The 25801-nt window shown below is 43.8% G+C and carries 23 protein-coding genes; 7 read left to right on the plus strand and 16 right to left on the minus strand.

Annotation, left to right across the window (positions count from 1 at the left end):
- Positions 1 to 227: 227 nt before the first annotated feature.
- Genes F6X55_RS16635 through F6X55_RS16645 form a run of 3 tightly spaced genes read left to right on the plus strand, consistent with a single transcriptional unit; the run spans position 228 to position 2699 of the window.
- On the plus strand, positions 228 to 881 hold the full coding sequence (locus F6X55_RS16635; RefSeq protein WP_026771061.1) for a GNAT family N-acetyltransferase: 654 nt from the start codon (positions 228 to 230) through the stop codon (positions 879 to 881).
- A 1-nt stretch (position 882) separates the two neighbouring features.
- On the plus strand, positions 883 to 1530 hold the full coding sequence (locus F6X55_RS16640; RefSeq protein WP_026771060.1) for an acetoin utilization AcuB family protein: 648 nt from the start codon (positions 883 to 885) through the stop codon (positions 1528 to 1530).
- On the plus strand, positions 1527 to 2699 hold the full coding sequence (locus F6X55_RS16645; protein WP_153464821.1) for an acetoin utilization protein AcuC: 1173 nt from the start codon (positions 1527 to 1529) through the stop codon (positions 2697 to 2699). Before F6X55_RS16640 ends, F6X55_RS16645 begins: the two co-directional genes overlap by 4 nt.
- 776 nt (positions 2700 to 3475) lie before the next feature.
- On the opposite strand, the gene motS is transcribed toward F6X55_RS16645, so the two are convergent.
- From motS to F6X55_RS16665, 4 genes are all read right to left on the minus strand, one after another.
- Positions 3476 to 4234, minus strand: a complete 759-nt coding sequence (motS, locus tag F6X55_RS16650; RefSeq protein WP_153464823.1) for a flagellar motor protein MotS — start codon at positions 4232 to 4234, stop codon at positions 3476 to 3478.
- A complete protein-coding gene (gene motP, locus F6X55_RS16655; protein WP_153464825.1) occupies positions 4224 to 5048 on the minus strand; it encodes a flagellar motor protein MotP in 825 nt (274 codons plus the stop codon). The genes motS and motP overlap by 11 nt, the downstream gene beginning before the upstream one ends.
- 105 nt (positions 5049 to 5153) lie before the next feature.
- Positions 5154 to 6155 (minus strand): catabolite control protein A, encoded by a 1002-nt coding sequence (gene ccpA, locus F6X55_RS16660; protein WP_153464827.1) that lies wholly within the window; start codon positions 6153 to 6155, stop codon positions 5154 to 5156.
- 208 nt (positions 6156 to 6363) lie between these two features.
- Positions 6364 to 7422: a bifunctional 3-deoxy-7-phosphoheptulonate synthase/chorismate mutase gene (locus F6X55_RS16665; protein ID WP_026569676.1), complete on the minus strand. Its 1059-nt coding sequence runs from the start codon at positions 7420 to 7422 to the stop codon at positions 6364 to 6366.
- Between the two features lie 170 nt (positions 7423 to 7592).
- Between F6X55_RS16665 and F6X55_RS16670 the strand changes: the two genes are divergently transcribed.
- On the plus strand, positions 7593 to 9725 hold the full coding sequence (locus F6X55_RS16670; RefSeq protein ID WP_153464829.1) for a cell division protein FtsA: 2133 nt from the start codon (positions 7593 to 7595) through the stop codon (positions 9723 to 9725).
- 144 nt (positions 9726 to 9869) lie between these two features.
- On the opposite strand, the gene F6X55_RS16675 is transcribed toward F6X55_RS16670, so the two are convergent.
- From F6X55_RS16675 to F6X55_RS16715, 9 genes are all read right to left on the minus strand, one after another.
- On the minus strand, positions 9870 to 10265 hold the full coding sequence (locus tag F6X55_RS16675) for a YtxH domain-containing protein (protein ID WP_081704478.1): 396 nt from the start codon (positions 10263 to 10265) through the stop codon (positions 9870 to 9872).
- 14 nt (positions 10266 to 10279) lie between these two features.
- Positions 10280 to 10696, minus strand: coding sequence for a DUF948 domain-containing protein (locus F6X55_RS16680; RefSeq protein WP_026569673.1), 417 nt, complete (start codon positions 10694 to 10696; stop codon positions 10280 to 10282).
- A gap of 432 nt (positions 10697 to 11128) precedes the next feature.
- The gene (murC, locus tag F6X55_RS16685) at positions 11129 to 12436 is read right to left on the minus strand and encodes a UDP-N-acetylmuramate--L-alanine ligase (RefSeq protein ID WP_026569672.1); all 1308 of its coding nucleotides are present in this window, start codon (positions 12434 to 12436) and stop codon (positions 11129 to 11131) included.
- Between the two features lie 126 nt (positions 12437 to 12562).
- Positions 12563 to 13678 (minus strand): nicotinate phosphoribosyltransferase, encoded by a 1116-nt coding sequence (locus tag F6X55_RS16690; RefSeq protein WP_035426657.1) that lies wholly within the window; start codon positions 13676 to 13678, stop codon positions 12563 to 12565.
- A gap of 289 nt (positions 13679 to 13967) precedes the next feature.
- A complete protein-coding gene (locus tag F6X55_RS16695; protein WP_153464831.1) occupies positions 13968 to 16412 on the minus strand; it encodes a DNA translocase FtsK in 2445 nt (814 codons plus the stop codon).
- Between the two features lie 272 nt (positions 16413 to 16684).
- Entirely contained in the window at positions 16685 to 17290 is a 606-nt protein-coding gene (ytpR, locus tag F6X55_RS16700) for a YtpR family tRNA-binding protein (protein WP_026569669.1), read from the minus strand.
- 4 nt (positions 17291 to 17294) lie between these two features.
- Complete coding sequence (locus F6X55_RS16705) at positions 17295 to 18122, minus strand: DUF1444 domain-containing protein (protein ID WP_026569668.1); 828 nt, start codon at positions 18120 to 18122, stop codon at positions 17295 to 17297.
- 165 nt (positions 18123 to 18287) lie between these two features.
- Complete coding sequence (locus tag F6X55_RS16710) at positions 18288 to 18608, minus strand: thioredoxin family protein (RefSeq protein WP_026569667.1); 321 nt, start codon at positions 18606 to 18608, stop codon at positions 18288 to 18290.
- A gap of 35 nt (positions 18609 to 18643) precedes the next feature.
- Positions 18644 to 19660 carry a PTS sugar transporter subunit IIC gene (locus F6X55_RS16715; RefSeq protein WP_153464833.1) on the minus strand — a complete coding sequence of 339 codons (1017 nt, stop codon included), beginning with the start codon at positions 19658 to 19660 and terminating at the stop codon, positions 18644 to 18646.
- Between the two features lie 217 nt (positions 19661 to 19877).
- Between F6X55_RS16715 and F6X55_RS16720 the strand changes: the two genes are divergently transcribed.
- A complete protein-coding gene (locus F6X55_RS16720) occupies positions 19878 to 22127 on the plus strand; it encodes a methyl-accepting chemotaxis protein (protein ID WP_153464835.1) in 2250 nt (749 codons plus the stop codon).
- Positions 22128 to 22205: 78 nt separating this feature from the next.
- Here the strand turns inward: F6X55_RS16720 and F6X55_RS16725 are convergent, their stop codons facing one another.
- Complete coding sequence (locus F6X55_RS16725; protein WP_153464837.1) at positions 22206 to 22715, minus strand: hypothetical protein; 510 nt, start codon at positions 22713 to 22715, stop codon at positions 22206 to 22208.
- A gap of 195 nt (positions 22716 to 22910) precedes the next feature.
- Between F6X55_RS16725 and F6X55_RS16730 the strand changes: the two genes are divergently transcribed.
- The gene (locus tag F6X55_RS16730) at positions 22911 to 23351 is read left to right on the plus strand and encodes a YtoQ family protein (RefSeq protein ID WP_026569663.1); all 441 of its coding nucleotides are present in this window, start codon (positions 22911 to 22913) and stop codon (positions 23349 to 23351) included.
- Positions 23352 to 23646: 295 nt separating this feature from the next.
- Here F6X55_RS16730 and F6X55_RS16735 read toward each other — a convergent pair whose 3' ends face one another.
- Together F6X55_RS16735 and F6X55_RS16740 are read right to left on the minus strand one after the other, a co-directional pair.
- A complete protein-coding gene (locus tag F6X55_RS16735; protein ID WP_153464839.1) occupies positions 23647 to 24150 on the minus strand; it encodes a DUF84 family protein in 504 nt (167 codons plus the stop codon).
- 67 nt (positions 24151 to 24217) lie between these two features.
- Positions 24218 to 25285 (minus strand): M42 family metallopeptidase, encoded by a 1068-nt coding sequence (locus F6X55_RS16740; RefSeq protein ID WP_153464840.1) that lies wholly within the window; start codon positions 25283 to 25285, stop codon positions 24218 to 24220.
- Positions 25286 to 25467: 182 nt separating this feature from the next.
- Here F6X55_RS16740 and F6X55_RS16745 point away from each other — a divergent pair, with 182 nt between their 5' ends.
- Positions 25468 to 25782, plus strand: a complete 315-nt coding sequence (locus F6X55_RS16745; protein WP_026569660.1) for a PepSY domain-containing protein — start codon at positions 25468 to 25470, stop codon at positions 25780 to 25782.
- The last annotated feature ends 19 nt before the right edge of the window (positions 25783 to 25801 follow it).

Below are 25801 nucleotides of genomic sequence, written 5' to 3' on the forward strand. Positions count from 1 at the left end.
AATGGAAAGTTTGGCACTATCCTGAAAGTTTAGTTCCTCTGCGGCCAAAGGAAAATAGCCATTTCTTTGGAGTGAGCCTTTCGATAAAGAGAGGGTGGAGTGAAAAAGCACACCACCACATTTAACAGAGGCATCTTTCTCCTAGCCCTTGTCTATCATTCCTGTTTTTAAACAAGTGCAGTTCCTGTATAATGAGAATATAAAGTGTATTTACAGGTGGTGAAACGGTGAAGCATAAAAAAAACTGTCATTCCCTGCAAGTGGCAACAAGTCAGGGAAATATAATTGTAGAAGGCCCACTCCCTTCTTCTGATTTAAGAGCTTACCATTTCCATGAAGGACTTCATGCTTTCCGTCCTGCTCACAAGCAGTTTGACGCACTGCAGGATATCGCTGATTTTCCGGAAGGCCGTATTATTATTGCAAGGACGGCCGATACAATCATTGGATATGTTACCTATTTATATCCCGACCCACTTGAACGCTGGTCGGAGTTCCAAATGGAGGATTTGATCGAGCTAGGTGCCATAGAAATTGCAGCAGACTACCGCGGAAACAAAATCGGGTCCCATCTTTTAAGCGTCTCCATGCTCGATGAAGAAATGGAGAATTTCATCATTATTTCAACAGAATATTACTGGCACTGGGATTTAAAAGGAACAAAATTAAGCGTCTGGAACTATCGAAAAGTAATGGAGAAAATGATGTTTGCGGGGGGACTGACACCTGCTCCGACAGATGACCCGGAAATTGTTTCCCACCCTGCAAATTGCTTGATGGTGAGAATCGGCAAAAACGTACCGGAAAAATCGATTGAACAGTTTGACAAGCTGCGTTTTTTACAGCGGGAAAAGTACCGTTCTCTGAGGGGAGGAATCTAACATGCTTGTAGAAGAAATCATGAAAACGGAAGTGGTCACGTTGACTCCCGGGGCTACCATAGCGGAAGCATTGAAAATATTGAACGAGCGCCCCATCCGGCATATTCCGATAGTAGATTTAGAGAACCATGTAGTCGGTATAGTCTCGGATCGCGATGTCCGTGATGCCAGTCCATCCATTTTTCGGAAAGATAACATTTCGGAGGAATTGAATAATCCGATCCACACCATCATGAGCTCTCCTGTAATGACGGTTCATCCGCTTGATTTCGTAGAAGAGATAGCAGCTATCTTCTATGAACAGGAATTTGCATGCGTACCCGTGGTCCGTGAGAGCAAGCTTGTCGGGATCGTTACGGAAAAAGACATGCTGTACACGCTCATTCAGTTGACCGGTACGCATGTACAAAGTTCTCAATTAGAAGTGAAAGTACCGGACAGAGCAGGGATCCTACCCGAAGTGGCTAACATTTTCGGAAAACGAAAAGTGAATATTACTTCGGTTCTGATATATCCTTACAAAAATGATCGCCAATATAAGATTTTGGTTTTTCGCTTTCAAACCATGAACCCGCTGCCGATCAAAGCTGACTTAAAAGCAGCTGGTTATCAAGTGCTGGGACCTGATGCAGAGGATCCTGCCTTATGATCCGAGAACCTTTATTCATATATTCCAACGCATATACGGACTATCATTTCAATGCCGAACACCCATTCAACCAACAAAGAGTCGTCATGACAAAAGAACTCTTAGAAGCGGAAGGCAGGCTGTTTGATCATCACATAGTGCCACCAAGACTGGCTACTGAGGATGAGTTGGCACTGGTTCACGACCGTCAGTACATCGAGGCCGTCAAACGAGCAGGAAATGGACAATTGCAACAAGAGGAAGCATGGCAGTTTGGTTTAGGTACCGAGGATACGCCCATGTTCTCCGGCATGCATGAGGCTGCTTCACTATTGGTAGGCGGCACGCTGACAGCCATAGACAGTGTATTGAATAATCAGGCTCCTCAAGCACTGAATTTAGGCGGAGGACTACATCATGGATTTAAACGGAAGGCATCCGGTTTTTGTATATATAATGATGCTGCTGTTGCTATCAAATACATCCGTGAACATTACGGATTGCGGGTTTTATATGTAGATACGGACGCCCACCATGGAGATGGAGTGCAATCCTTCTTTTATCATGACCCGGATGTGTGTACGCTATCCATCCATGAAACAGGCAGATACTTGTTTCCTGGTACGGGAAGCACAAGTGAACGAGGGGTTAAAAACGGCTATGGATATACGTTCAATCTCCCTATTGATGCCTTTACAGAAGATGAATCTTTTATATCTATATATGAATCCGCTTTCAAAGAAGTGGCCGAGTACTTTCAGCCGGAAATCATCATCACGCAAAATGGGGCTGACGCCCACTGCTATGACCCGCTCACCCACCTATGTTCCACAACGAAAACGTTTGAAGCCATTCCAAGCTTGGCAAAAGAAGTTGCCGAGCAATATTGTAATGGTAAATGGGTCGGCCTGGGGGGCGGCGGTTACGATATTTGGAGGGTTGTCCCCCGAGCATGGGGACAACTATGGAGTGTCATGCTGACAGGGGACACTTTGACTGGACCACTGCCTGCCGATTGGAAAGTAAAGTGGGAAAGGTTGTCACCTGTTTCACTTCCTGATGATTGGCAAGACGGAAAGGGGTTGTACAAACCGATTCCTCGTAAACAAGAAATAACAGAAAAAAATCGTTTGACCCTTAATCAGTGTCTGCAATATTGCAGAAATAAGCGGCAGTATAACAATAACTGAAACGCTTCAAAACGGTGCATTTTAAAACAATCATACTCTAGAGAGGCTTTCACAATAAATATAAACTGCGACATAGTCTGAATGCGTCTATTTGACTTCCTATTTTTGTTGAGTTGGAGTTCGACGCTGCGAAAATACCCTGCGCTTTCCGCGGGCGGCTGGTGAGCTTCCTCGAGCTTGCGCTCTGCGGAATCTCACCGAGGCCTTTCCTCCCGTAGGAGTCTACAGGTATTTTCTTCGCTAGGAACAGCATTTCTGTTTAGAAACGCCTCGAAATTTTTTTATTCATAAGTACTCCATGCACCGTATCTTCAAAAGACATTGCCAGGAAAACAAGCAGAAAGTCCAAGAACAGGAGAAAAGGTGGGAATTACAACTGTCTTTTATGAAAAGAAGTACACATTTCCTGACAAACGTTTTTAAGATGGCTTGTTGGTTCTCAAGGAAAAAGTCTACGCTTCCCGTTAATCAGCCTGCTTTTTAGCGCAGGTAGCATGCGCAGACTCCTGCGGGAACAGCACGAGCTGAAGATCCACTTGGTAAAGCGGTTTTCTTTACCAAGTTAGCTGAGGCCGTGCCCGCGGAAAGCGAAGTATGCTACCGAAGCGGTGGGTAACACCCTTTTTGAATAGGTAATGGAATTTTCCGTTATAGTTAGTTCGCAGTTTATATCAAAAGGGCGATTGTTGAATTCATGGGACTTCTGGGCATAGTAAAACCCGAGCCTGGTATATCGGGCTCGGGTTTCCGTAAATAACAAAGCATTCCAACTCGACTTATTCTTCCGCTTCCTGGAGCAACACAATTTCCACGCGGCGATTTTTGGCCCAGTTTGCTGAAGAATCATTGGGCACAAGCGGACGAGTATCACCATAACCGGCAGCACTGAAACGGTCTTTTTCCACATCGCCGTTATCGATTAAATAACGTACCACCCGGCTCGCCCTTGCAGATGATAGTTCCCAGTTGGACGGGAATCGATAATTCGATATTGGGCGGTTGTCAGTGTGCCCTTCTATCCTGACGTCATTGGAAATAGTGTTCAACAAAATGTTTACCTTGTCCAATAACACTTCCCCATCCTCGATAATATCTGCTTCCCCTGAATCGAACAGGACTTTTTCTTGTAGAGTAAGGACAACCCCTTCTTCGGTCTGACTAGCTGTAACCACGTTGTTTAGATCATTTTTGTCGAGAAAAGCTGTCACTTGGCGCAATAAATCCTCGGCTGAATCTTTATCCTGTTCGGAAGTGTCTTGCTCCTCCTCTTTTTCATCCGATTCATCCATTTGTAAGCCTGATTGCTTGGCATCGGTATTTTCTGCAGGGTTTTCCATCGGGATCGGTGACGGTGATTGTTCAAAAATCTTACTGCTGCGGAACGATTCTGCCAACGCCTCAAATTTCTCCAAATCGATTTGAGACATAGAAAATAACAAGATAAAGAAAACGAGGATCAACGTCACCATATCTGCATATGTAACCATCCATTTCGGTGCTCCCCTATCCTTCCGCCTTCTTTTTCTAAGCTTCATGAATGGAATCTCCCAAAAGTGCACCTTCCGCCTTTTCATCTGTCTTGTATTTCATATCATTGGACAAAAAAGCGGCCAGTTTCTCTTCCAATATTCTCGGATTTTGTCCGGATTGCACTCCGATGACACCTTCAATAATGATTTGTTTAAGAAAGACTTCTTCCTCCGTCTTGTTCTCAAGCTTTCCGGCCATCGGGATGAATACCAAGTTGGCCAGCACGGTTCCATAGAAAGTCGTCAACAAAGCGACAGCCATATTCGGTCCTAGTGTAGCGGGATCTTGAAGATTATTGAGCATGAGTACAAGTCCAATCAGAGTTCCGATCATTCCCCATGCCGGTGCATATTCTCCAGCCTTTTCTATAATAAGCCTTCCTTTGTGATGGCGTTCTTCCAAAGCAACGATTTCCGCATGCATGATATCGTGGATTACTTCAGGTTCTATTCCATCCACTGCAAGAAGGATACCTTTTTTCAAAAAAGGATCTTCCACTTCTTCCAGCTCATTTTCCAAAGCAAGCAGGCCATCTCTTCTCGCTCTCTCCGACAAGTGAACGAAAAGGCGGATCATTTCTGGCAGGCTCGTATCACTTTTCGTAAAAGCTTCTTTCATTACATGCCTGGTAAGTTTAATCTGGTCCAAATTGAAGTTAATCAATATAGCTGCAGCCAATCCGCCGATGACAATTAAAATCGACGAAATTTGAAGGAAGGAAAGAACTCCCCCGCTTCCACCGCTTGCTAAAATTCCAAACATAAGCATGACAAAACCCAACGTGATACCGACTGGAGTCATGATGTCTCTTTTTTTCATACTCTCTCTCCCCGATTAATTGATGCACCATACATACTTTTTGACAAGATAACGAAGGCAGTTACACGGCTACTGAATCTTCTTTATATACCACCGGAGAAGTCATTACTGGGACTTGGTCGAATTCCGTTCAATGATTCGATGCGGTAAAATGATATTCTGTTCGGTGACTTCCTCTTTATTCATATATTTTGTCAATAAACGCATTGCCACAGCACCGATATCATACATCGGTTGAACAATTGTCGACAGAGTCGGACGGACCATCGTTGCTAAACGGGTGTTGTCGAACCCGAAGACTTCCAAATCCTCCGGTACTTTCAAACCTCTGTCCTGTGCACCGTGGATCACGCCAAGAGCCATTTCGTCTGAAGCGACAAAAATACTTGTTGGTTTTTTGTCCAGGGCCATCAGCTGTTCCAGGGCTTCCATACCGGAATCATACGTATAATCCCCTTTGATAACATACTCTTCATTCAAGGTTACATTTTTTTCTTCCAAGGCACGCTTATAGCCATTGAATTTTTGAGTATTGATTTCCGTTTCTTCCTGTGCGGACACGAAAGCCGGATGCTCGTTTCCATGCTCCAACAACAAAGAAGCCGCCTCATATGCAGCTTGTTCATAATCAATATTGACAGAAGGAGTGGACTCTGTCTCATCAATTGTCGCAGCAAGCGCAACCGGAACAGGGGAAGTCTTGAACTGCTGGACATGTTCTTCCGTGATCTTACCTCCCATAAAGACAATCCCGTCGACTTGTTTCTCAAGCATCGTGTTGATAAGATGGAGTTCCTTGTCTTTGTTTTGGTCGGAATTGCTCAAAATAATATTGTAATTGTACATCGTGGCAATGTCTTCGATTCCGCGGGCAAGTTCGGCAAAAAAGATGCTGGATATATCCGGTATGATTGCGCCCACCGTGGTCGTTTTCTTGCTCGCCAGGCCTCTGGCTACGGCATTCGGACGATATCCGAGACGCTCTATCGTATTTAACACTTTTTTTCTGGTTGCAGGCTTGACATTCGGATTTCCGTTTACAACCCTCGATACAGTAGCCATGGAAACATTCGCCTCACGTGCTACGTCATATATTGTAATATTCATAAGTAAAAACCTCCTATATCTCTTCCTATATCTCGTACTGCTTTTCATTAATAATACGATACTCTACAAGGTTCCGCAATGTTTGCAAACAAAATGCTCACTTCTTTACCAGTTTCCACAAAAACGTATCCGCTTAAACAAAAAATAAAGCCCTCACCATATAATAGCAGGCAAGGGCCATATGACCAAGCGATGAAACTTGATTTTATTATTTTTTCAGTTCCGCCATGAAACGATTGAACGTTTCAATATCCATCTGCTGGGCGGAATCAGAAAGCGCAACTGCCGGATCTGGATGAACTTCTGCCATTACACCGTCCGATCCGATTGCAAGTGCTGCTTTAGCTGCCGGAAGGAGCAAGTCCCGGCGGCCGGTCGAGTGGGTGACGTCTACCATGACAGGCAAGTGCGTTTCCTGTTTAAGAATCGGAACGGCGGTAATATCCAGCGTGTTCCTGGTCGCCCGTTCATAGGTACGGATTCCTCTTTCACATAGAATGATGTCGCCGTTGCCTTTGGAAATAATATATTCCGCAGCATTGATGAACTCTGAAATCGTAGCTGACAACCCACGCTTAAGGAGGACAGGTTTTTTCACCTCGCCCGCAGCTTTTAACAATTCAAAGTTTTGCATGTTCCGGGCACCGATTTGGATGACATCGATGTACTCGACCGCCTGCTCTATATCTGCCGGATTGACGATTTCACTTACAACAGCAAGCCCATATTCATCTGCAACTCTTTTTAAAATTTTCAAACCTTCCAAACCAAGACCCTGGAAATCATATGGGGAGGTACGTGGTTTGAACGCTCCTCCTCTCAATAGCTTCAAGCCTTGCTTTTTGACGGCTTCTGCTACCTGCGCCACCTGTTCATAACTTTCCACTGCACAAGGCCCCATAATGAAATGCCGATTGCCATCTCCGAACTTTTCGCCATTGATATCGATAACCGTGTCTTCAGGCTTCTTCTTTCTGGAAACAAGCAACGCTTTTCGATGATCATCCTCCTGCAACTCCAAGCTTGCTTTAAATATCTCCTTGAATAGAGCTTCCAGTGTGGAGTTCTCAAATGGACCATTGTTATGTTCTGTAATCAAGTCAAGCATTGCACGCTCCCGTACCGGATCAAAACGATAAGCACCTTGTTTTTCCTTTATTTGTCCGATTTCCTGAACCAACTCCGCCCTTTTGTTGATTAATTCAAGAATATCTAGATTCACTTGATCAAGTTTGCTTCGCAATTGATCTAATTGTTCATTACTCACTGTCAAACTCCCCCTTGAATATGTAATAATAGTAGGTAATAGAATAATAATGTACTAATTTTTAATAATTAGGGATTATTATAGCTAAAATATTGCCTGTTGTCATTAGTAAGATTTATAAAATTTCGTATATTTGATTTTTTATTCAACACTTGAAGGGGATACGGACAATGACGGAAAAAATATTCTCCCTGGATATAGGGACAAGAACCGTAATCGGCCTGATTCTAGAGAAAAAAGGGCCAAATTACCAGCTGCTTGATTATTATGTGGAGGAGCATCAGGAACGCGCAATGCTCGATGGACAAATCCATGATGTCGTAGCGGTTGCCGAAACGATTGAAAAAGTGAAGCTTCATTTGGAAGACAGCCACGGTCCATTGAAAAGTGTATGTGTGGCAGCAGCAGGAAGGGCACTGAAAACAAAAAGGACTGATGTGGCCAAAGAGATTGATCAGCAGCCGCTTATGAGCAAGGAAGATATATTGTTTTTAGAACTTTCTGCCGTACAGAAGGCACAGTATGCCCTGGCTAATGAGGACATGGAAGATACCAGCACGGAATATTACTGTGTCGGTTACTCTGTGATCAGGTACCAATTAGATGAACAGACGATCGGATCCTTGATCGATCAACAGGGAAAGACCGCTTCGGTTGAAATCATCGCCACCTTTTTGCCAAAAGTCGTCGTTGAATCTTTGATTTCCTCTCTTACAAGAGCAGGACTGGAAATGCAGGCATTGACGCTTGAGCCGATTGCGGCTATAGACGTATTGATTCCGGCTTCTATGAGAAAGCTCAACGTCGCGCTAGTAGATATCGGTGCCGGAACAAGCGATATTGCTTTAACAGACGACGGAACTGTCTCTGCTTATGGAATGGTACCACAGGCAGGGGATGAAATAACTGAAGCGCTTAGTGAACATTTCCTTTTGGATTTTCCTCAGGCGGAACAAATGAAACGGGAATTGAGCGAACAACAAGAAGTTACCATCACAGACATTCTGGGATTTGAACAAACTATTACTTATGAAGAGGTTGTCACAGCGATTTCTGGAGAAATTGACGCCTTGGCAGAATCGATTCAAGCTGAAATCCTCACTTTGAATAGTCACGCCCCGAAAGCTGTCATGCTGGTGGGCGGCGGAAGTTTGACACCGGAAATCACCAGTAGACTGGCTTCTAAATTGGAACTGCCGGGAAACCGGGTGGCAATAAGAGGAAGCGAGGCAATACCTGCTTTGACCAAAACCGAGAATCTTCCTGGCGGTCCGGCATTTGTAACACCAATCGGCATAGCGATAGCGGCCAAACAAAATCCGGTTCATTACATCAGTGTGACGGTCAACGAAAGAGCTGTACGCTTATTTGATATGAAACAGCTCACTGCTGCCGACTGTCTATTGGCTGCCGGTATCAACGTCGATAAACTATATGGGCTGCCGGGCATGGCTGCCATCGTGTCGGTGAACGGAAAAGAAGTCACGATTCCCGGAAGCTACGGCACCCCTCCTTCTTTATGGCTTAACGACGAGCCAGCCCGAATCGATGCTCCCATTAAGCATGGAGATAAATTGGTGGTTGAAAAAGGAAATGATGGGTCCCCGCCAAATATAACTGTAGGCGAACTGCTTGGCGAGATACCGAAAACTAACCTGTCATTAAATGGGATGGAATTAGAAATGGAAACGAAGGTCCTCGTTAACGACATAGAAGCTGGACTGGATACAAAATTGACGGACCGGGATGCCGTAAGGGTGGAAACGGTGAAAACCGTTAGAGATGTGCTTCTATTTGCCGGACGGGAAGAGTGGCTCGAGGGCACAGAAGACTTTACTGTGTTCGTAAATGGAAATCAGCTTTTCCTTGATAACATACCAGCCTATTTGCAGAAAAACAATCGACCGGCACAATTGGAAGACAAAATTAAAAACGGAGACAGTATTACGTACACCAGCAGCCAAAATCCGACTGTCCAGCATATCTTGGAAAAAATGCAATTGAAAATGAAGTACTACCTTCCCATTACATTCAATGGGGAAAAACTGGAATTGGAAAAGCCGGCTATAAAGGTGACCAGGAATAGCAGGGAGTTGACGGAAGAAGACACAATCAATCCGAGAGACCATCTTTCCATCGAAAAAATACCACACACTCCGTTTATCTTTCAGGATATTTTTCGATTCGCCACGGTGAATTTGGCAGAAGCTACCGGAAATTTCCACATATACAAAAATGGAGAACCAGCAGCTTTTTTTGACGAATTAGCGCCTCACGATGAGTTAGTCTTGCAATTCCAATAGTGCCACGAAATCCTCCAATTTGGAGGACGACCGCAGAACTATCTTTTAAAAGAGAAGTAAGCTAAAGAGTGGTACCCGCTTTTTCCATCTGTTAAACGCAATAAGTCAGGCTGCAGCATCAATCATTCGCTGCAGCCTGACTTATTATGCTTTGCTTCCTTCTTGTTCTTTTTCGATTTCATCAGCAGCTTCTTCAATTGCCCGTGCTACTTCTTCAGCTGCTTTCTCAGCTTCCTCGTCGGAATTTTTTCTTCGGTTTTTGAAAGAATCGGTTGTGTCTTTCATCATCTTTGTTAAATCCTGCGATTTGACTGTCGCTTTTTCCCGCCACTCAGAGCTTTTTTCATATGCAACGTCTTTCCACTCGTTTGCACGGTCTTTCACGTAACCAGCGTTCTCATTCAATGAGCTGCGGAGTTCGCTGCCAGATTTAGGAGCAAACAGTAGTGCCACAGAAGCACCGACCACACCGCCGATTATAGAACCAATCAGAAAGTCTTTCCCATTTACATTTTGGTTTTGTTCTGGCTGATTCGCCATCATCATTCCTCCCGTTAGACGTTTTTATTGTTTTTTCTTTGTTTCCACAAATTCATGACGACCGTACCCCAATTCATCGCCTGTGCCGTTGTTTCTTTGTTTTGCTCGGCAACTACTGTTACTTTGCTGGATACAGAGCGGATAGTATTGTTGAATTCTTTCACAGATTCCCCAATACCCTTCACTCCGTCGACAAGAGTGTTTAATTTTTGAGACTTATCATTAATATCTTCTGCAAGCTTATTCGTTTTATTTAACAAGGCCGTACTCTCAGTTGTAATACCCTCCATCTGTTTTTCCAGTCCTTCCAACGTGGAAGCAACGTCATTCAACGTACGCTGTGCTGCCTTCAGTACCATCGCTAAATAAACTACTAAAACTGCAAAAGCTATTGCCGCAATCAAAGCCGCAATATAAAGTAAGTTTTCCATGTCAACTTCAACTCCTTTTCCTATGTAATTGGTAAATGCTTGCTGCAATAGGAAAACCCTACTGGATAAGAATCCAACAGAAGTATTCATTTCCTCATATGGGAACAATATACCCTAAAGCGACAAAAGTAAACACCTTAAAGTTTACTATTAGCACCGTCGGAAAGAAAGCAATCAGCATGCCGGATGCTGCAAAAACGGTTGAACATTGCTTCACCTAGCTGTCTTTTTTGGCGGAACCTTTCAACCAAAATCCTGGCGGCAGTTTGTGCTGCATAAATCAGCCTCGGAGATGGAGCTAAAGCACCTTGACCAGACAGCCCGCCGCTGCTTATCCTTTCCTATCTTTCAAAAAAATAACAGGGAGAATCTTTTCTCTCCCTGTTATCCATTCGATATCATGTGATAAAAATCCTGTCTCCAAAAAACATATTACTGTTTCGTATGTTTAAGGCCTTCTTCATAGGCTTGCTGGAATTTCTGAATATCTCCTGCCCCCATGAATATCAGGACACTATCCTCATACTCCTTAAGTATATCTGTATGATCCATCTCCAATAAAGACGCATCATCCACCCGTTCAAGAAGATCATTGATCGTCAGGTTGCCATTATCTTCCCGGGCAGATCCGAAAATATCACAAAGAAATACCTTGTCCGCCTGCTTCAAACTATCGGCAAATTCCTGCAGGAACTTTTGCGTACGTGTGTAAGTATGGGGCTGAAAAATACCCACAACTGACTTATTTGGATATTTCTTCCTGGCGGATTCAATTGTCGCCTCAATTTCCTTAGGGTGATGGGCATAGTCGTCCACTAACACTTGGGCACCAATCTGTTTTTCCGTAAACCGGCGTTTGACGCCGCTAAAGGTGCTGATTTTTTTAATATCTTCTGTCTTCATGTCCTCATAGTGGCAAAGTGCAATCACTCCAAGCGCATTCAACACATGATGGTTGCCATAACCCGGGATTGTAAATGTGTCGTAAAATGTGTTGCGGACAAATACATCAAACGAAGTCCCGTTTTCTGTCTCTACAATATTTTGAGCCTGAAAATCATTGGAGTCCGATAGTCCATAATAAAGGACCGGCACTTTCGCCTGCAGTTTTTGTAAGTATTCGTCATCGCCACAGGCGATGATCCCCTTCTTGACTTGGTAAGCCATTTGCTGAAAGGCATCGATGACGTCGTCGATGCTTTGAAAATAATCCGGGTGATCAAAGTCGATATTGGTCATGATCGCATAATCTGGCTCATAAGCAAGAAAATGACGGCGATATTCACAAGCCTCGAAAGCAAAATATTTACTATCTGTATGCCCCATTCCCGATCCATCGCCAATTAAATAAGAAATTGGGTATGTTTCCTTCAGTACGTGTGCCAGAAGACCGGTGGTCGATGTTTTGCCGTGAGCACCTGTGACTGCAATACTGGTGTATTGCTTCAGCCATTCCCCGAGAAATTCATGATAACGATAATACGTAAGACCAAGGCGCTTGGCTTCTTGAATTTCCTCGTGATCCTCTTTGAAGGCATTACCTGCGATGATGGTCAACCCTTCTTTAATATTCTCCTTTGAAAACGGCATGATGGGTATATTTTTTCTTTCAAGGGCTTCCTGGGTAAAGAACCGTTTCTCTATATCAGAACCTTGAACAGCTTCCCCCGAATCGCTCAGGATCTGTGCCAACGCGCTCATTCCCGTCCCCTTAATACCAATGAAATGGTAAGTTGTCATAAAACAGTACCTCCAAAATGAGTCATAATTTTATCTCTTTATGTACGTATTGGTGTACATCTATATACCGTTATCGATTCCGCTCGATAACAAAGATTTCCCCGATAATATAGGTTTCAAACTATCCTACTGGTCCGGACCGACAAAGTCTACTTTTTCGAGGCGCGGATTTGGACGGTAGCGTCTGCCCTCTTTCGCTTGTGGTTTGCCATTCAACAACACATTATCCCCGGTGAATCCAATATTGATTTTCAACAGACTACCACCGATCCCGTACATATCCACCGGCACCTTCAACTCTTCAAATTCTTTTATCCTGCTTTCGGTAAAACCGCCGCTTACCATGATTTTAACATGCTGGAATCCCTCTTCATCCAAAGAACGTCTCAACGCAAAGACCAATTCAGGGTTCACGCCCCTTGGGTCAAAGGTGCCCATCAAATGTTGATTGCGCAGGAAATATTTATCCACGAGTGTCCGTGATGTATCAAGACGGACACCTTTTAATGTTTCGCCAAATTCACGGGCAACTTTTAAAGAATCGGTTATCACGTCGTTATTGTAATCCACAAGTGCCATTAAGTCATCTTCTGGATAGAGCTGGTGATAGGCTTTAGAAGCTTCTACGATATCCCCTTCAAACATTTGGATCAAAGCATGAGGCATTGTGCCCATTCCCTGCTTTCCCCACCATTCATTCATGGCATGGGTCGCCTGGGCTGTAGATCCACCGATAAAGGCAGCATAGCCATCTCCAGCCTGTTGTGTGAAATGATCATCACGGTCTCCCATGAAGACGACAGGCTTTTGCTTGCCGGATGTCCTTGCAGCTTTTACCACATTATATACATTCGTGGCAACTGACGTTCTTCTGGCCAGTATTCCATCAATAATGCCTTCTAAATATCCGAAATATTGATATGGCCCAGTAACCGTCAAAACCGACTCAAACGGGCTTATTTTATCTCCATCTTTCAAGGAGTGGATTTCCAAGTCCTCCGGATGATCAGCAAAGGTGTGCAGCAATGCGATGGCTTCATCTGTACCGCACAAAACAGCATGATCTTTTTGAAAAAATTGCATGGTCACATAGTTGTCAGGCACTTTATTTTTGGCAATTTCCCTCGTTTTTAAAAAGTAGACTGCCGAAAACCAGCCTTCTTTGACTCGTTCATCGAATTTGAATGTTTTATTCGTTAAACGGCTTATTTCGCCGTTTAATTTTTGCGTTATTTCTTTCATGTTCAATTACTCCTTAGAGATTGTCGTTAGCCATGATAATAGTTCATTCTCTATCATATAAGAAGCTGAAGCTCAGGACAAGTTATTTCCTTCCGATTCCTGACTGGCCGGGACAGAATTGACGGTCGGGACAAAAGGGTGGCCATCAAAGCAAAAACCGAACGAATTCTGAACACTAATCGAATCGTTCGGTTATTATTTATATAATCCTTCTTTTGATAGACTTCTTTTTATCCAATTAAGTGATCGGTTTTTATTTCGGTCCCGCTGCTTTTGTCCCGGCCCCGTTTCACTTATAAGATTCTTCCAGATAATCCTCGGCTTGAGCACTGGATATCAGGACATCCCGCGGTTTGCTTCCTTTTTGTTCAGAAATGATTCCGTGCGATTCCATATAATCGATCAGCCGTGCTGCACGGTTATAGCCGATTTTGAATCGCCGTTGCAGCAAAGAAGCACTTGCACCGTTTTGCTGAAGGACGAATGCCACTGCTTCGTTGAACAATTCATCCTCATCTTCTTCGACGTTCACTTGTTCTAACAGCTGTTCCTGTTCAAACAAGTAGTCAGTCGGTGCCAGTTTTCTTACATAATTCGTCACCCGTTCTATTTCTTCATCCGAGACGAAGGCACCTTGAATTCTGACCGACTGACCCGAACCATTTTCCAAGAAGAGCATATCGCCCCTGCCGAGCAATTTTTCTGCTCCATTGGTATCGATGATCGTACGTGAATCTACTTGCGATGAAACACTGAACGCAATACGTGTCGGAATATTGGCTTTTATCAAGCCAGTTATGACATCGACTGAAGGACGCTGTGTTGCCAGCAATAAGTGCATTCCGCAAGCCCTGGCTTTCTGAGCAATCCGGCAAATCGCATCTTCCACATCTTGCGGGGAAACCATCATCAAATCCGCCAGCTCATCGATGACGATAACCAAGTAGGGGAGATGTTCCTCTTCCCGCTGCTGCTGTTTCATTTTTTGGTTATAGCGTTCAACATCCCGCACACCTTCTTTGACAAACTTCTCGTAACGCTCTTCCATTTCGTTAACAGCCCATTTCAGTGCCGATGTGGCAGCTTTCACATCGGTTATGACAGGAGAAACCAAATGTGGAAGTTCGTTGTAAGGGGCAAGCTCTACCATCTTCGGATCGATTAACAAAAACCTGACATCTTTATGGGAAGCTTTATAAAGAAGACTAATCAAAATGGTATTGATACAGACACTTTTCCCTGATCCAGTTGCACCGGCAATCAGACCATGGGGCATCTTTTGCAGGTCCGTGACAATCGGTTTGCCGGCTATATCAAGACCAAGTGCAACGGAAAGCGGAGAAACTGCGTTCCGGAAAGCTTCTGCTGAAAAGATTTCCTGCAGCCCGACCGCTTGTGCCTGAGGATTAGGCACCTCGATTCCGATGGCGTTTTTACCGGGAATAGGAGCTTCCATCCTGATATCCCTTGCAGCCATATTCAGTTTTATGTCATCGCTGAGATTTTTGATTTTGCTTACCTTTACACCAAGCTCAGGTTGAACCTCAAATCTCGTCACAGCTGGACCGCTCATCGCATTGACAACTTTTGCTTTGACATGGAAATGAGCTAACGTCGTTTCCAGCAGTTCGATTTGTTGATTCACCCACTCACGATTTTCCTGTGATTTTGGGACTGGATCGTTAAGTAAATAATCCGGCGGTCCTTGAGTCTCCTTTTTGACAGGCGTCTCTTCTTTCCGTTCTTGCCGGTAGCGATTACGCTTATCCCTTGGCGTCATAATAACATTGAAGGGTGTCCTTTTAGGCCTCACCGGCGCTTCCACTGCTTCGACATTATGTTCCACTAGTTTCTCTTCGGATACATCCTGTTCAGCGGGCTGCTCCACTGTTTCGGGATTACCTCCACCTTGGTCACTGATGTCAGTCGCTTTCGTCTCAGCAGGCTCTTCATGTTTTTCCTCACTCATTATTTCCAAAGCTCCTGCTTGGGTTTTTTCTATTGACGGTTCAACCGTCTTGTTTCTATCTTCGATGACCTTTTCCGGTGCAGCGTCTGTCTCCTCTTTTTCTTTTTCGATTAGCCGCAGTGATTCAGCCTCAGCAATGGTTATATCTTTTTGTTCCAAATGCTTTTCCAGTTCGGCATTTTTTGTATCCCAGCTGTTGTCATCGAAATGCTGCGGCGTGTCGAACTCTGTTGTTTCTGGTCGTCCATGCTCCACACCTGAATCCTGCACATCACTATGGTCGATATCCATACTTGCGTCCGCCCTCATTGCACCTTCCTCTTTTTGCTTTCGTAAAAAAGCAGGTGTATCTGTGTCCTTTTTGGTTTGGCGAAATCCGTAAATCGGGGACGGAACCTCGGTAAGTTTGAACGGTTGTTTCGATTCCAAAGGTTCCACCCTTGATGGCCCCTTGTTTTGCTGTCTTTTAACAAGTGGTCTGTCTACGTCTGAATTCTGTTCCTTCTCACTGACATCATTGGATTTGTACTTTTTCTCTGATTTTCTTCGCTCAAACGCGGGCCTTGTTCCTTCCCCTTTACCTTGCTGATCGGGAATTACCGGGAATTTGAAGGAAGAATTTTTGGGATATTGATAGGATACTCTCGTATGTAAATGATTGGTGCTGCCATTCTCATGACTGTCTGTTTCCTGTGGTATTGATTCTGTTTCTGGCTCATCATCAGCCAGTATCTGTTTGAATTTTCTTTTTAGTTGCTCCCACATAGACTTCACTCTTTCTCATAAATAGTTACTTTACTATTCTATCAGTTTTTCCCGGCAAATTGGATAAATAAAATGAATCAAATTTAAGAATAGCGCAAGCCCTCTTCCTATAAACCATAAAGATAACTTGCTGATCGGGGTCCGTTGATTCATCAATTTCCCATATGCTGAAAACATTCTGGTATCAGTTCATATGTCACAACCCTTGATTTCATTTCCTTACACATAAAAAACCTTCGCCCATATCTGGATGGGCAAAGGCCTTCTTAAAATCAAAATTCAAAAATTTGTCCAACTTGATAGTCATCATCCAGGACATAAATCCCTTTTTCCTTGGGGGCATCCGGAAGCCCGAGCTCTTTCTGAGAACAAATCATGCCAAAAGAATCGACACCTCTTAGCTGGGTCGGCTTTATCTCCATACCGCTCGGCATGACGGCGCCTACTTTTGCGACAACCACCTTCTGATTTTGGTCAATATTCGGGGCTCCGCACACGATTTGCAAGGTTTCATCTCCTGTATCCACCTGGCAGACACTTAATTTATCCGCGTTTTCATGAGGCTGTTTTTCTTTCACAAAACCGACGACGAATTTTGGGGTCAAATCCACGTCAAAAGGCTCTTTCAGCCCGTTTTGAGAAAATACATCCTGTATGCCGGCCGCCAACTCCTCTGTCAGCATTATTTTCCCGGTTTCTGTCAAAGACAGTTGGGAAGCAGCGTCGAAAATATTGTAACCCAGCAACACTCCGCTTTGTCCATCGGTGATTTTCACGACTTTACCGAATGTTTCCTTATTGATGTGATTGCGGTCCCCTTGTTTTATAGGAACAATCAAGACATCGCCGATTCCATTCGGATTGTAAAATACATCCATTTATTTATTCATCCTCTCCTGAGTTCTTCTGATTTTCCGGTTTGTTTTTTGCAAGGATGAAGACCGGTTCTAAGTGCTTGTCCTCATACATGAAAGGCAGTGAAGTGATCGGCACCCTTCCTTCGGCGAAAAACTTCATCGTCATCTGCGCCAATATATCATAGCCCATTTTATTTTGAATGTCGGCAAAAATCAATACATCCTGGTGCGGAACTGCTACCGCCAGCTCTCCTTTACTGTTCGCTTTCATTTCTTCGAGAAGCGACTCATTAAGAATCCTGCTTGCATCATAACCATCCTGACTCGCCATGAAGTAAAAATCGTTGCCGGCCACTTCATCATGTTTACGATCAGTTGAAAGAGAACGCACATTGAAGGCTGCCACTTCTTCGAGCCGTTCCTGTGTCCAGCCCTCCTCCTCCAACATCGTCTGGTCGATCAACTGATAAGATTTTCCCAAATCAAGCGCATAATAAATACGTGTTTCTGCGGTATGCTCTGTCACTACCATTCGTTTTCCGGATTTAGATTTTTTCGGAAAAGAAGTGGCACGGATGACAGGAAAGATGTTTTTTTCTTTTCCGCTCAGCTCATTCGACTGGTTCATAATCCGCAGGGCCTCTTCAATATGATCTGTAAGCTCATCTAAAGCCGCTTCGCCTCGCCGTTCATATTTCGCAATGATATTGGGAATGGTGATGGTTATCCCTTGATGGGAATGTTTCCATTCAATTCGAAATGTATCTTTATCTCTATTAAAGGAAGTATTCCATTCTGGATTTGTCATTCTTTCTTCCAATTTCTTTTTCATTTTGATACTGGTCATTTTCATTCTTGTCTGTTCCTCCTTCCGGAAACAAAACTGCCACTCATTATTTTAGCATTAAAAAGCCCTCCAATAAACTGAAAGCATTCTGCTAATGTTCATAAAAAAAGTCTGCAAACAAACAAGCTGCTTTCCCTGTTTCAACTTAACTGGGAAAGCAGCAAAAAGTCTTTATTGTTTTCCTGGTAACTTTTCGATGAATGCCTCGATTTCTTCTTTCGTTTTTCTATCCTTGCTGACAAAACGGCCAATTTCCTTTCCTTGATCAAAGGCTAGAAAACTCGGAATACCGAAAATGTCCAATTCGGCACATAAGTCGATAAATTCGTCCCGATCTACATAGATAAAAGTATACTCTTCGTATTCTGCTTCTATTTCCGGCAGCAAAGGCTCAATCACCCTGCAATCAGGACACCAGTCCGCTGAAAACATAAAGATGGACTTTTCGTTCTTCCACTGTGAAAAAGCCTGGTTCGATTCTAGTTTTTCCATCAACCGACACCTCCGTCCTTCATGATAGCACGTTTTTATTCATAATCAATTTTCATGTCTCCCGCTTGAATCCAGCCCCGTTTCCTAAGCAGTTCAGCAACACCTAAACTTATAGCAGCCGGGCCTGCAATATGTAAACCAAGAACAATCCAAAAAGTTTCCCAACTGAACCCCATTGACTCGAATGTCATGATTTGTCCTACAAAACCGGCGGTTCCCATACCAGCTCCGGAAGGATTGTTGACTAACGAAAAAACGACTGTCGCAAACGGAGCCAACAGCGCTCCAGCGATAGTAGGCGGCAATAATATAATCGGCTTCCTGATTATATTCCCGACCTGCAGCATGGATGTCCCGATACCCTGTGCCAGCAAACCGCCTAGTCCGTTATCACGATAACTGGCAACTGCAAATCCGACCATTTGCGCAGCACAGCCTACAGTCGCAGCTCCAGCAGCAAGCCCTTCCAGTGACAGCATCAAAGCAATAGCCACACTGGAAATCGGTGCGGTCAGTGCCCACCCCATCAAAACTGCAACGATCATTCCCATAATCAAAGGCTGCTGTTCGGTGGACCAGTTGATAATTTCTCCAAACCATGAAAGCGCCGTCTGTATTGGCGGACCGATAAATTTGGCCGTAAAAAATCCTGTGGCAATGGTTAAAAAAGGTGTAAGCAATATATCCAGCCTTGTTTCCTTATAAATGATTTTTCCTATTTCGGTGGCCAACAATGCAGAAACATAACTCCCGGCCGGTCCACCCAACTCTGCGCCAAAAGCACCACTGAACAGAGAGGCGAAAACAACAAGCGGAGGTGCTTTCAGTCCGTATGCAATCGCAGTGCCGATCGCCCCTCCCCAGATTTTGGTTTCCATCGCGAAGCTTCCCATTTCCTCAAGGGAATGAATATGTAATTGAACACCGATCGTGTTGATGATCGTTCCAATGATGAGAGAGGAAAAAAGCCCTAATGCCATATAACTTAATGCGGTTATGAAGTAATCTTTGACTGAAAGCGTGACTCCTTTTTTACGCAAAAACTCTTTCATTTTCCCGTCTCCTTTGCAAGATTCCTAAATATCATCTTACACAATCTGGCCTGACAAGACAATTCTGTTTATTTTATTGACAATTTTCAAAAGATTAATTGTCTTTCTATTCGAATAACTCTATAATTAGTCATATAGTAGCATTTCTGTCTTACGCAAAATGTCCTATTACGACAGATCTTGCAAATCACAGAAATAGACAAAAGGGGGCCTATACGTGGGATCTATCCGAAATCGGGTGCGCTTGATATTGGGGCTATCCGTAATCAGCATTGTTTTTCTCGGCGTATTCGCAGGTTATTTTCTGAACAAACATTCACAATGGGAGGAAGAAAAAGCAGAAGTACAAAATGCACTCATGCATAGTGACGAAATCAGATACGAAATGGCGCTTACTAGGCAAAAGGAACAACAATTCCTTGCGTCACCTGGTCAGGAAAGTGCAGAAGAAATGGAAAAAGCAATCAGCGATGTAGAAAGTTCTGCCAGTAGCTTTGCTGAAGAACACAAAAACTATCAGGCAATCGCAGAAAATTTTACCGCCATTTCTGAAAATGCAGCGAAATACAAAGAACAAATGGACCCTATGGTCAATATGTATCGTATGGTCGGTTTCTCGGAAGAAGAAGGACTTCTCCAAACAATCAATGAAACCTTTGGTGAATTTGAAAAGTTAGTGGATGGTCTAGACAGCCCCGAACTGGCAAGTGCCTTGATGGAAATCAAAGTACTGGAGAAGGAGTACATAGAACAAGGGAAAGACGGAGAAGCAGAGGGAAAACTCACCGAAGCTACGCGTGCCTTTTCCGATTTGATTGAAGACTCGGAATTAAGTGAAGACCAATCATCCGAAATCAGCAGCGGTTTACTGAAATACCAGCAATCATTAAATACAATCGCCAATACCAAAACACAGTCTGCTGCTATAACCGAGTCTTTCTCCAAAGTAGCTGATGATGTTTCTTCCCAGGTTGAAAAGGTGAAAACGGAAGCAGAAGCGATTAATAGCAAACTTTCGGCTGATCAGGCCAGTGCACGGCAAAACATGACGACACTATTTATCATTCTGGGCGTCCTTGCTTTACTGACGATGAGCATTATTGGCTTGATCCTTATCCGCTCGATTGGCCGTTCCATCAGCTCCCTGAAAGAAGGAGCACAAATTATCGGTGATGGTAATCTGGCCTATCGAGTGCCAATTACTACGAAGGACGAAATGGCCGAGTTGGCAGTAACTTTCAATGCAATGGCTCAAAAAATGGAACAGTCGATGTTAAAAGTGAACAATGCTTCCAAAGTATTAAGTGATTCATCAACCAATCTTGCAGCCATAAGTGAACAGTCATCGGCACAGACGGAAGAAGTAAATGAAGCGATTAATCAGGTTGCTGCTGGTTCGCAAAATCAAGCTTTACGTGTAGAGGAAAGTTCCCAGTTGATAGAAGCAGTATCTGGGGCTATATCCAATACGAACGATGCGGCAGAAGATATTTCACACGCACTGGAATTGGCTGAAAAAGAAGGTAACACTGGTCTTGAAACCATGAAAACCCTGGAAGGGACGTCTACATCTTTTATTGACCTGGCTGGACACCTTTCTTCAGAAGTCAAACAGGCGGCTGATCAATCCAAACAAATTACATCGATTGTATCGGCAATTGAAGAAATAGCCGACAGTACGAATTTGCTGGCCCTGAATGCTGCAATCGAATCAGCGCGTGCTGGAGAAAGTGGAAAAGGTTTTGCTGTAGTCGCTGACGAAGTTCGCAAACTGGCAGAGAGATCAAAGCATGAGGCACAGGAAATTCAGCAGCTGGTCAAAGCAATGCATGGCCAAATGAATAATTTGACTACAGAAGCAGGAAAGTTTGACACGTACCAGCAGGAACAGTCGACGGCAGTCGGTCAGACAAAAGATGCTTTCCACCGGATTGCAAACCATATCTATAATATGAACGATAAAATTAAAGGAGTAAAAGATTCACTGCAGGATGTAGATAGCGCCAACAATGATTTACGGGAAAAAATGGAGCAAATCAGCGTCATTTCGGAAGAAGCAGTTGCAACAGCAGAAGAAGTTGCTGCTTCAAGTGAAACACAAGCCCAATCCATTGAAGAGGTGAATCAGTCTGCAGTCGATTTACAGGGGCTTTCTCAGGAACTTGCAGCTGAAGTCAGTCAATTCAATTTAGATGAGGATCATTTACATGACGAAGATGAAGATAAAGATGAAGCAGAAACAAAAGATAATGATTTCGATGACTCGGATTATTATCTGTCAGATAATCAAGAAGCAGCAGCTGCATTGGATGTAGATGAAAAAGTTGCAGAGGAAGAAGAGGCAGCGTATGTGAGCGAAAATAAAACAGAGCAAAATCCGGATGAACTACCAGATGAACCATCGGTTGATAAACCCGTAGACGAAGAAGCTGACATGGAAGAAGATATCAACAAAGATTCCCTTTGATATAAAACGGAAGCTATACCACTCATACCAAAAAGCGACTGCCCCGGAAGTTTTTATAACTTTTGGGGCAGTCGCTTTCTAATAGGAAACAGACCTTGCCATTTTCATCATCATTTGAGCATCTTTTTCCAGATTGTTTTTGGTTGTCAATGTCGTCACTTTCACGCTGCCTGTTCCAACTTGCAGCTCGTATTCCCTGCCGTCGGGTTCTGAGACTTTAATATAACCGAACCTTTCTTGCTCCTTAAATGATTCTAATAACGCACTATCTTCCGCTTCTTGTGCCTCTTGAAAATTAATCTTGCTGGAAGCAGGTTCAAACCGGTTATAAAATAAAATATAGGTTTGCTCTCCATCTTCCAAAATCAAATTGTTATTCGTATTTTCAGCGATTTTCAAATCATCCGGGATGTATACAGATAAACCTTCCAGCTCATTATTGGCGTCCGGCTTTTCTGTTTTAAAAACCTTGTCGGTTACATCCGCCGCTTCATCAAACGCTTTGCTTTCAGCCTTTAAAGTGCAGCCAGCCAAAAAAACTACTATCAAGGCAGAGGTGACCAGCTGACCAAATTTCCATTTGTTCACGTTCTTTCCTCCCGATCTGGTTGCTTCTTTCCCTCTTACATCATACTATTATTTTTCTGTTTGACAAGCACGGTGACGAATTTTTTCGATAGAAATAACTTCCACTGTCCAAAGAAGGAACAGCAGGCACGTACTAAGCAAAAATTCGCTGCCGATGGTAAAATGAAAATAAATTTAGATGGAAGGATGTTGTGGATGGATTTCACTGTATACTTAGCCGGCCAAATACACGATAACTGGCGATCGGAACTGAAAGAAAAAGCAAAAGAAAAAGGGCTGTCCCTCCGATTCGTCGGCCCTCAGGAAAATCATGAACATTCTGATATGATCGGGGAAAAGATACTGGGGGAGCAGCCTGGAAAGCTTTATCGTGATGACGCGGCTTCGGCAATCAACAATTTTAGAACGGAAGTTTGGATGAATAAAGCTGATTTCGTCATCGCCCTGTTTGGTGAAAACTACAAGCAATGGAATACGGCCATGGATGCAGGTACTGCCATTGCATTGAATAAGCCCACCATCATCATCCGTCCTGCTTCATTAATCCACCCGTTAAAAGAATTATCGAATAAAGCAAACGTCACCGTTGAAACAACGGATCAAGCGCTCGACGTCATTACCTATCTTTTTGAGTAAAGCCTTGTTAAGAGTGTGGGGCGGTCCTATGCAGCGTTCAAGTTTTCAAAGTCAGTCTGTCAAATGGAATGGCTCTCTTTCACCGACCGCAGCACCGGTAAGCCCGATGACAGATTCATGTTTCCGGCCGGTTGTTGGTGGCAACTGTCCAAAACGGTATTTGCCAGGCTTCCCTTTAAAGAAGACGACGGAATATAATATTAATCTACTAAAAAACCGAGCGAATCCGATTATAAGTTGGGATTCGCTCGGTTCTTATTTTGACAGCACTATACTTTTATCGGCTACTTCTTTTTTATTGTTGTTGAAATTGATATTGTCCTTTAAGCAGCTTCATCACGTGGGTGAACATTTCTTCCCTGCTGACTAGTTCATTGGTAAAAATACCGACTGCGCCCTCCTTTTTACGGACGTCTTTCCGCTGGGAATATACATCCATTACTTCCCCGAGTTCGATGCCCTTTTCGAGCTGGGCAGCCACTTCTTCCGGGAGGGGAATCCTCGCACCGCTGGCAAGAAATGTATGGCCTTTCTCGTTTATCAGCGCTCCCCAATTGCATAAAAATAACTCCCCATTTAGCTCCATGACTCCACCTTCGAGGCCAATCCCGACACTGTCAGGATTTAAGGAGGCGCATTCTCTGGCCCTGTTCACCGCCCCTTCCATTGTTTCCTCATCCGAGAAGGGCTGCAGCGAAACCTTGGAAGCTACATCGATTTCGACCACTTCAGCCTCTGGAAATGCATTTTTAACGGCTTTTATTTTTGCAGGGTTCATAGAACCTATATACATTTTCATTAACGGTCATCCTTTTCCAAATCGCGCAGCGGCTTTATAACCAGCTGTATAGCGACAAACTCAAATTTCAGCCTTGTTTATGAATCTGTTCAACAGCAGCTTTATCCGTTGTTTTTACCAGCTTAACGATTAATTCTTTTGCTGCAGCATAGTCATCCACATGAATGATGGAAGCATGTGTATGGATGTAGCGTGAACAAATCCCCACCACTGCAGAGGGAATTCCCTCATTGGATATATGAACACGGCCGGCATCGGTTCCACCTTGGGAAATGAAATATTGATAAGGAATATCGTTTGACTCAGCAGTATCCAGCACAAAATCCCTCATACCATGATGGGTGATCATGGAGCGGTCGAAAATCCGTAACAGCGCGCCTTTTCCAAGCTGGCCGAATTCCTTCTCATCACCCGACATGTCATTTGCAGGAGAGGCATCAAGCGCATAAAAAACATCGGGCTGAATCATGTTTGCCGCAACTTGAGCACCACGCAAACCTACCTCCTCCTGTACGGTAGCACCAGAAAACAACTGGTTTGGCAATTTTTCGCCTTGCAATTCCTTCAAAAGCTCAATGGACAAACCGCATCCATACCTGTTATCCCATGCTTTTGCCAGGATTTTCTTTTCGTTGGCCATCGGGGTGAAAGGAGTGACCGGAACAACCTGCTGGCCGGGCTTCACACCAATCCGTTTAACATCCTCTTCGTCATCGGCACCGATGTCTATCAGCATGTTTTTCAACTCCATCGGCTTTTTACGCTGTGCTTCCGTTAAATTGTGTGGCGGAATCGAACCGATCACACCGATAACAGGTCCGTTATCCGTCATGATTTGCACTCGCTGGGCTAGCAACACCTGGGACCACCATCCACCGAGCGTTTGAAAACGAATCATCCCGTTTTTGGTGATTTGGGTAACCATAAAACCTACCTCATCCATATGACCAGCCACCATCACTTTAGGGCCTTCTCCATTCCTGACACCGAATACACCGCCCAGGCGATCTTGGATGACTTCATCCGCATATGTTTCTAATTGCTGTTTCATAAATTTTCTTACCAAGTGTTCATTGCCAGGAGCACCTTGCAATTCCGTCAATTCGCGAAACAACTGCTTTGTTTCATTATTCATTATGTATTCCCTCCAACTTTTAGTTCCTACGATTATTGTAGCTGAACTTTTGCATCGTTTCCAGATAAACCCCTTTGCTGACGGAGAGAATCATTTTGACAGGACAATCACTTCATAATATTTTCTATTTTTCACTGTTTCAGGTATACTACAATTAAAATCTTAACCTGAGGTGACTAACTATGAATTGGAAAAGAATCGCAGTCGGAGCTGGAATCGGAGCAGTGGCAGGATATTTTGCTTTACAACAATACGAAAAACAACGCAAGGTTACACCAGAGAAAGCTTTGAAATCCGCTAAAGAAGCGTTTAAACAGCAGGGTCCAATAAGTGGTTCATGGATTTATATGAAGCCTGAGGAAATGGAGAAGAACGGACTTACTTATACCGTATATCGCGGCGGGATTACAAGAACTGTCGATGGAGAAAGTACGCAGTATGAATTTAAAGTAGACGCAGAGACCGGTTCCATTTTGGACGTGTTGCAATCTGCCTAAACCGCTTATATAAAAGGTG

The organism is Sediminibacillus terrae (assembly GCF_009602435.1).
Taxonomy (GTDB): domain Bacteria; phylum Bacillota; class Bacilli; order Bacillales; family Amphibacillaceae; genus Sediminibacillus; species Sediminibacillus terrae.

Coding starts and splice junctions, on each gene's coding strand:
- F6X55_RS16640 (WP_026771060.1), top strand. CDS start 883: ATGCTTGTAGAAGAAATCATGAAAACGGAAGTGGTCACGTTGACTCCC.
- F6X55_RS16645 (WP_153464821.1), top strand. CDS start 1,527: ATGATCCGAGAACCTTTATTCATATATTCCAACGCATATACGGACTAT.
- motS (WP_153464823.1), bottom strand. CDS start 4,234: ATGAAGCTTAGAAAAAGAAGGCGGAAGGATAGGGGAGCACCGAAATGG.
- motP (WP_153464825.1), bottom strand. CDS start 5,048: ATGAAAAAAAGAGACATCATGACTCCAGTCGGTATCACGTTGGGTTTT.
- ccpA (WP_153464827.1), bottom strand. CDS start 6,155: ATGAATATTACAATATATGACGTAGCACGTGAGGCGAATGTTTCCATG.
- F6X55_RS16670 (WP_153464829.1), top strand. CDS start 7,593: ATGACGGAAAAAATATTCTCCCTGGATATAGGGACAAGAACCGTAATC.
- F6X55_RS16675 (WP_081704478.1), bottom strand. CDS start 10,265: ATGGCGAATCAGCCAGAACAAAACCAAAATGTAAATGGGAAAGACTTT.
- F6X55_RS16680 (WP_026569673.1), bottom strand. CDS start 10,696: ATGGAAAACTTACTTTATATTGCGGCTTTGATTGCGGCAATAGCTTTT.
- murC (WP_026569672.1), bottom strand. CDS start 12,436: ATGACAACTTACCATTTCATTGGTATTAAGGGGACGGGAATGAGCGCG.
- F6X55_RS16690 (WP_035426657.1), bottom strand. CDS start 13,678: ATGAAAGAAATAACGCAAAAATTAAACGGCGAAATAAGCCGTTTAACG.
- F6X55_RS16695 (WP_153464831.1), bottom strand. CDS start 16,412: ATGTGGGAGCAACTAAAAAGAAAATTCAAACAGATACTGGCTGATGAT.
- ytpR (WP_026569669.1), bottom strand. CDS start 17,290: ATGGATGTATTTTACAATCCGAATGGAATCGGCGATGTCTTGATTGTT.
- F6X55_RS16705 (WP_026569668.1), bottom strand. CDS start 18,122: ATGAAAATGACCAGTATCAAAATGAAAAAGAAATTGGAAGAAAGAATG.
- F6X55_RS16710 (WP_026569667.1), bottom strand. CDS start 18,608: ATGGAAAAACTAGAATCGAACCAGGCTTTTTCACAGTGGAAGAACGAA.
- F6X55_RS16715 (WP_153464833.1), bottom strand. CDS start 19,660: ATGAAAGAGTTTTTGCGTAAAAAAGGAGTCACGCTTTCAGTCAAAGAT.
- F6X55_RS16730 (WP_026569663.1), top strand. CDS start 22,911: ATGGATTTCACTGTATACTTAGCCGGCCAAATACACGATAACTGGCGA.
- F6X55_RS16735 (WP_153464839.1), bottom strand. CDS start 24,150: ATGAAAATGTATATAGGTTCTATGAACCCTGCAAAAATAAAAGCCGTT.
- F6X55_RS16740 (WP_153464840.1), bottom strand. CDS start 25,285: ATGAATAATGAAACAAAGCAGTTGTTTCGCGAATTGACGGAATTGCAA.
- F6X55_RS16745 (WP_026569660.1), top strand. CDS start 25,468: ATGAATTGGAAAAGAATCGCAGTCGGAGCTGGAATCGGAGCAGTGGCA.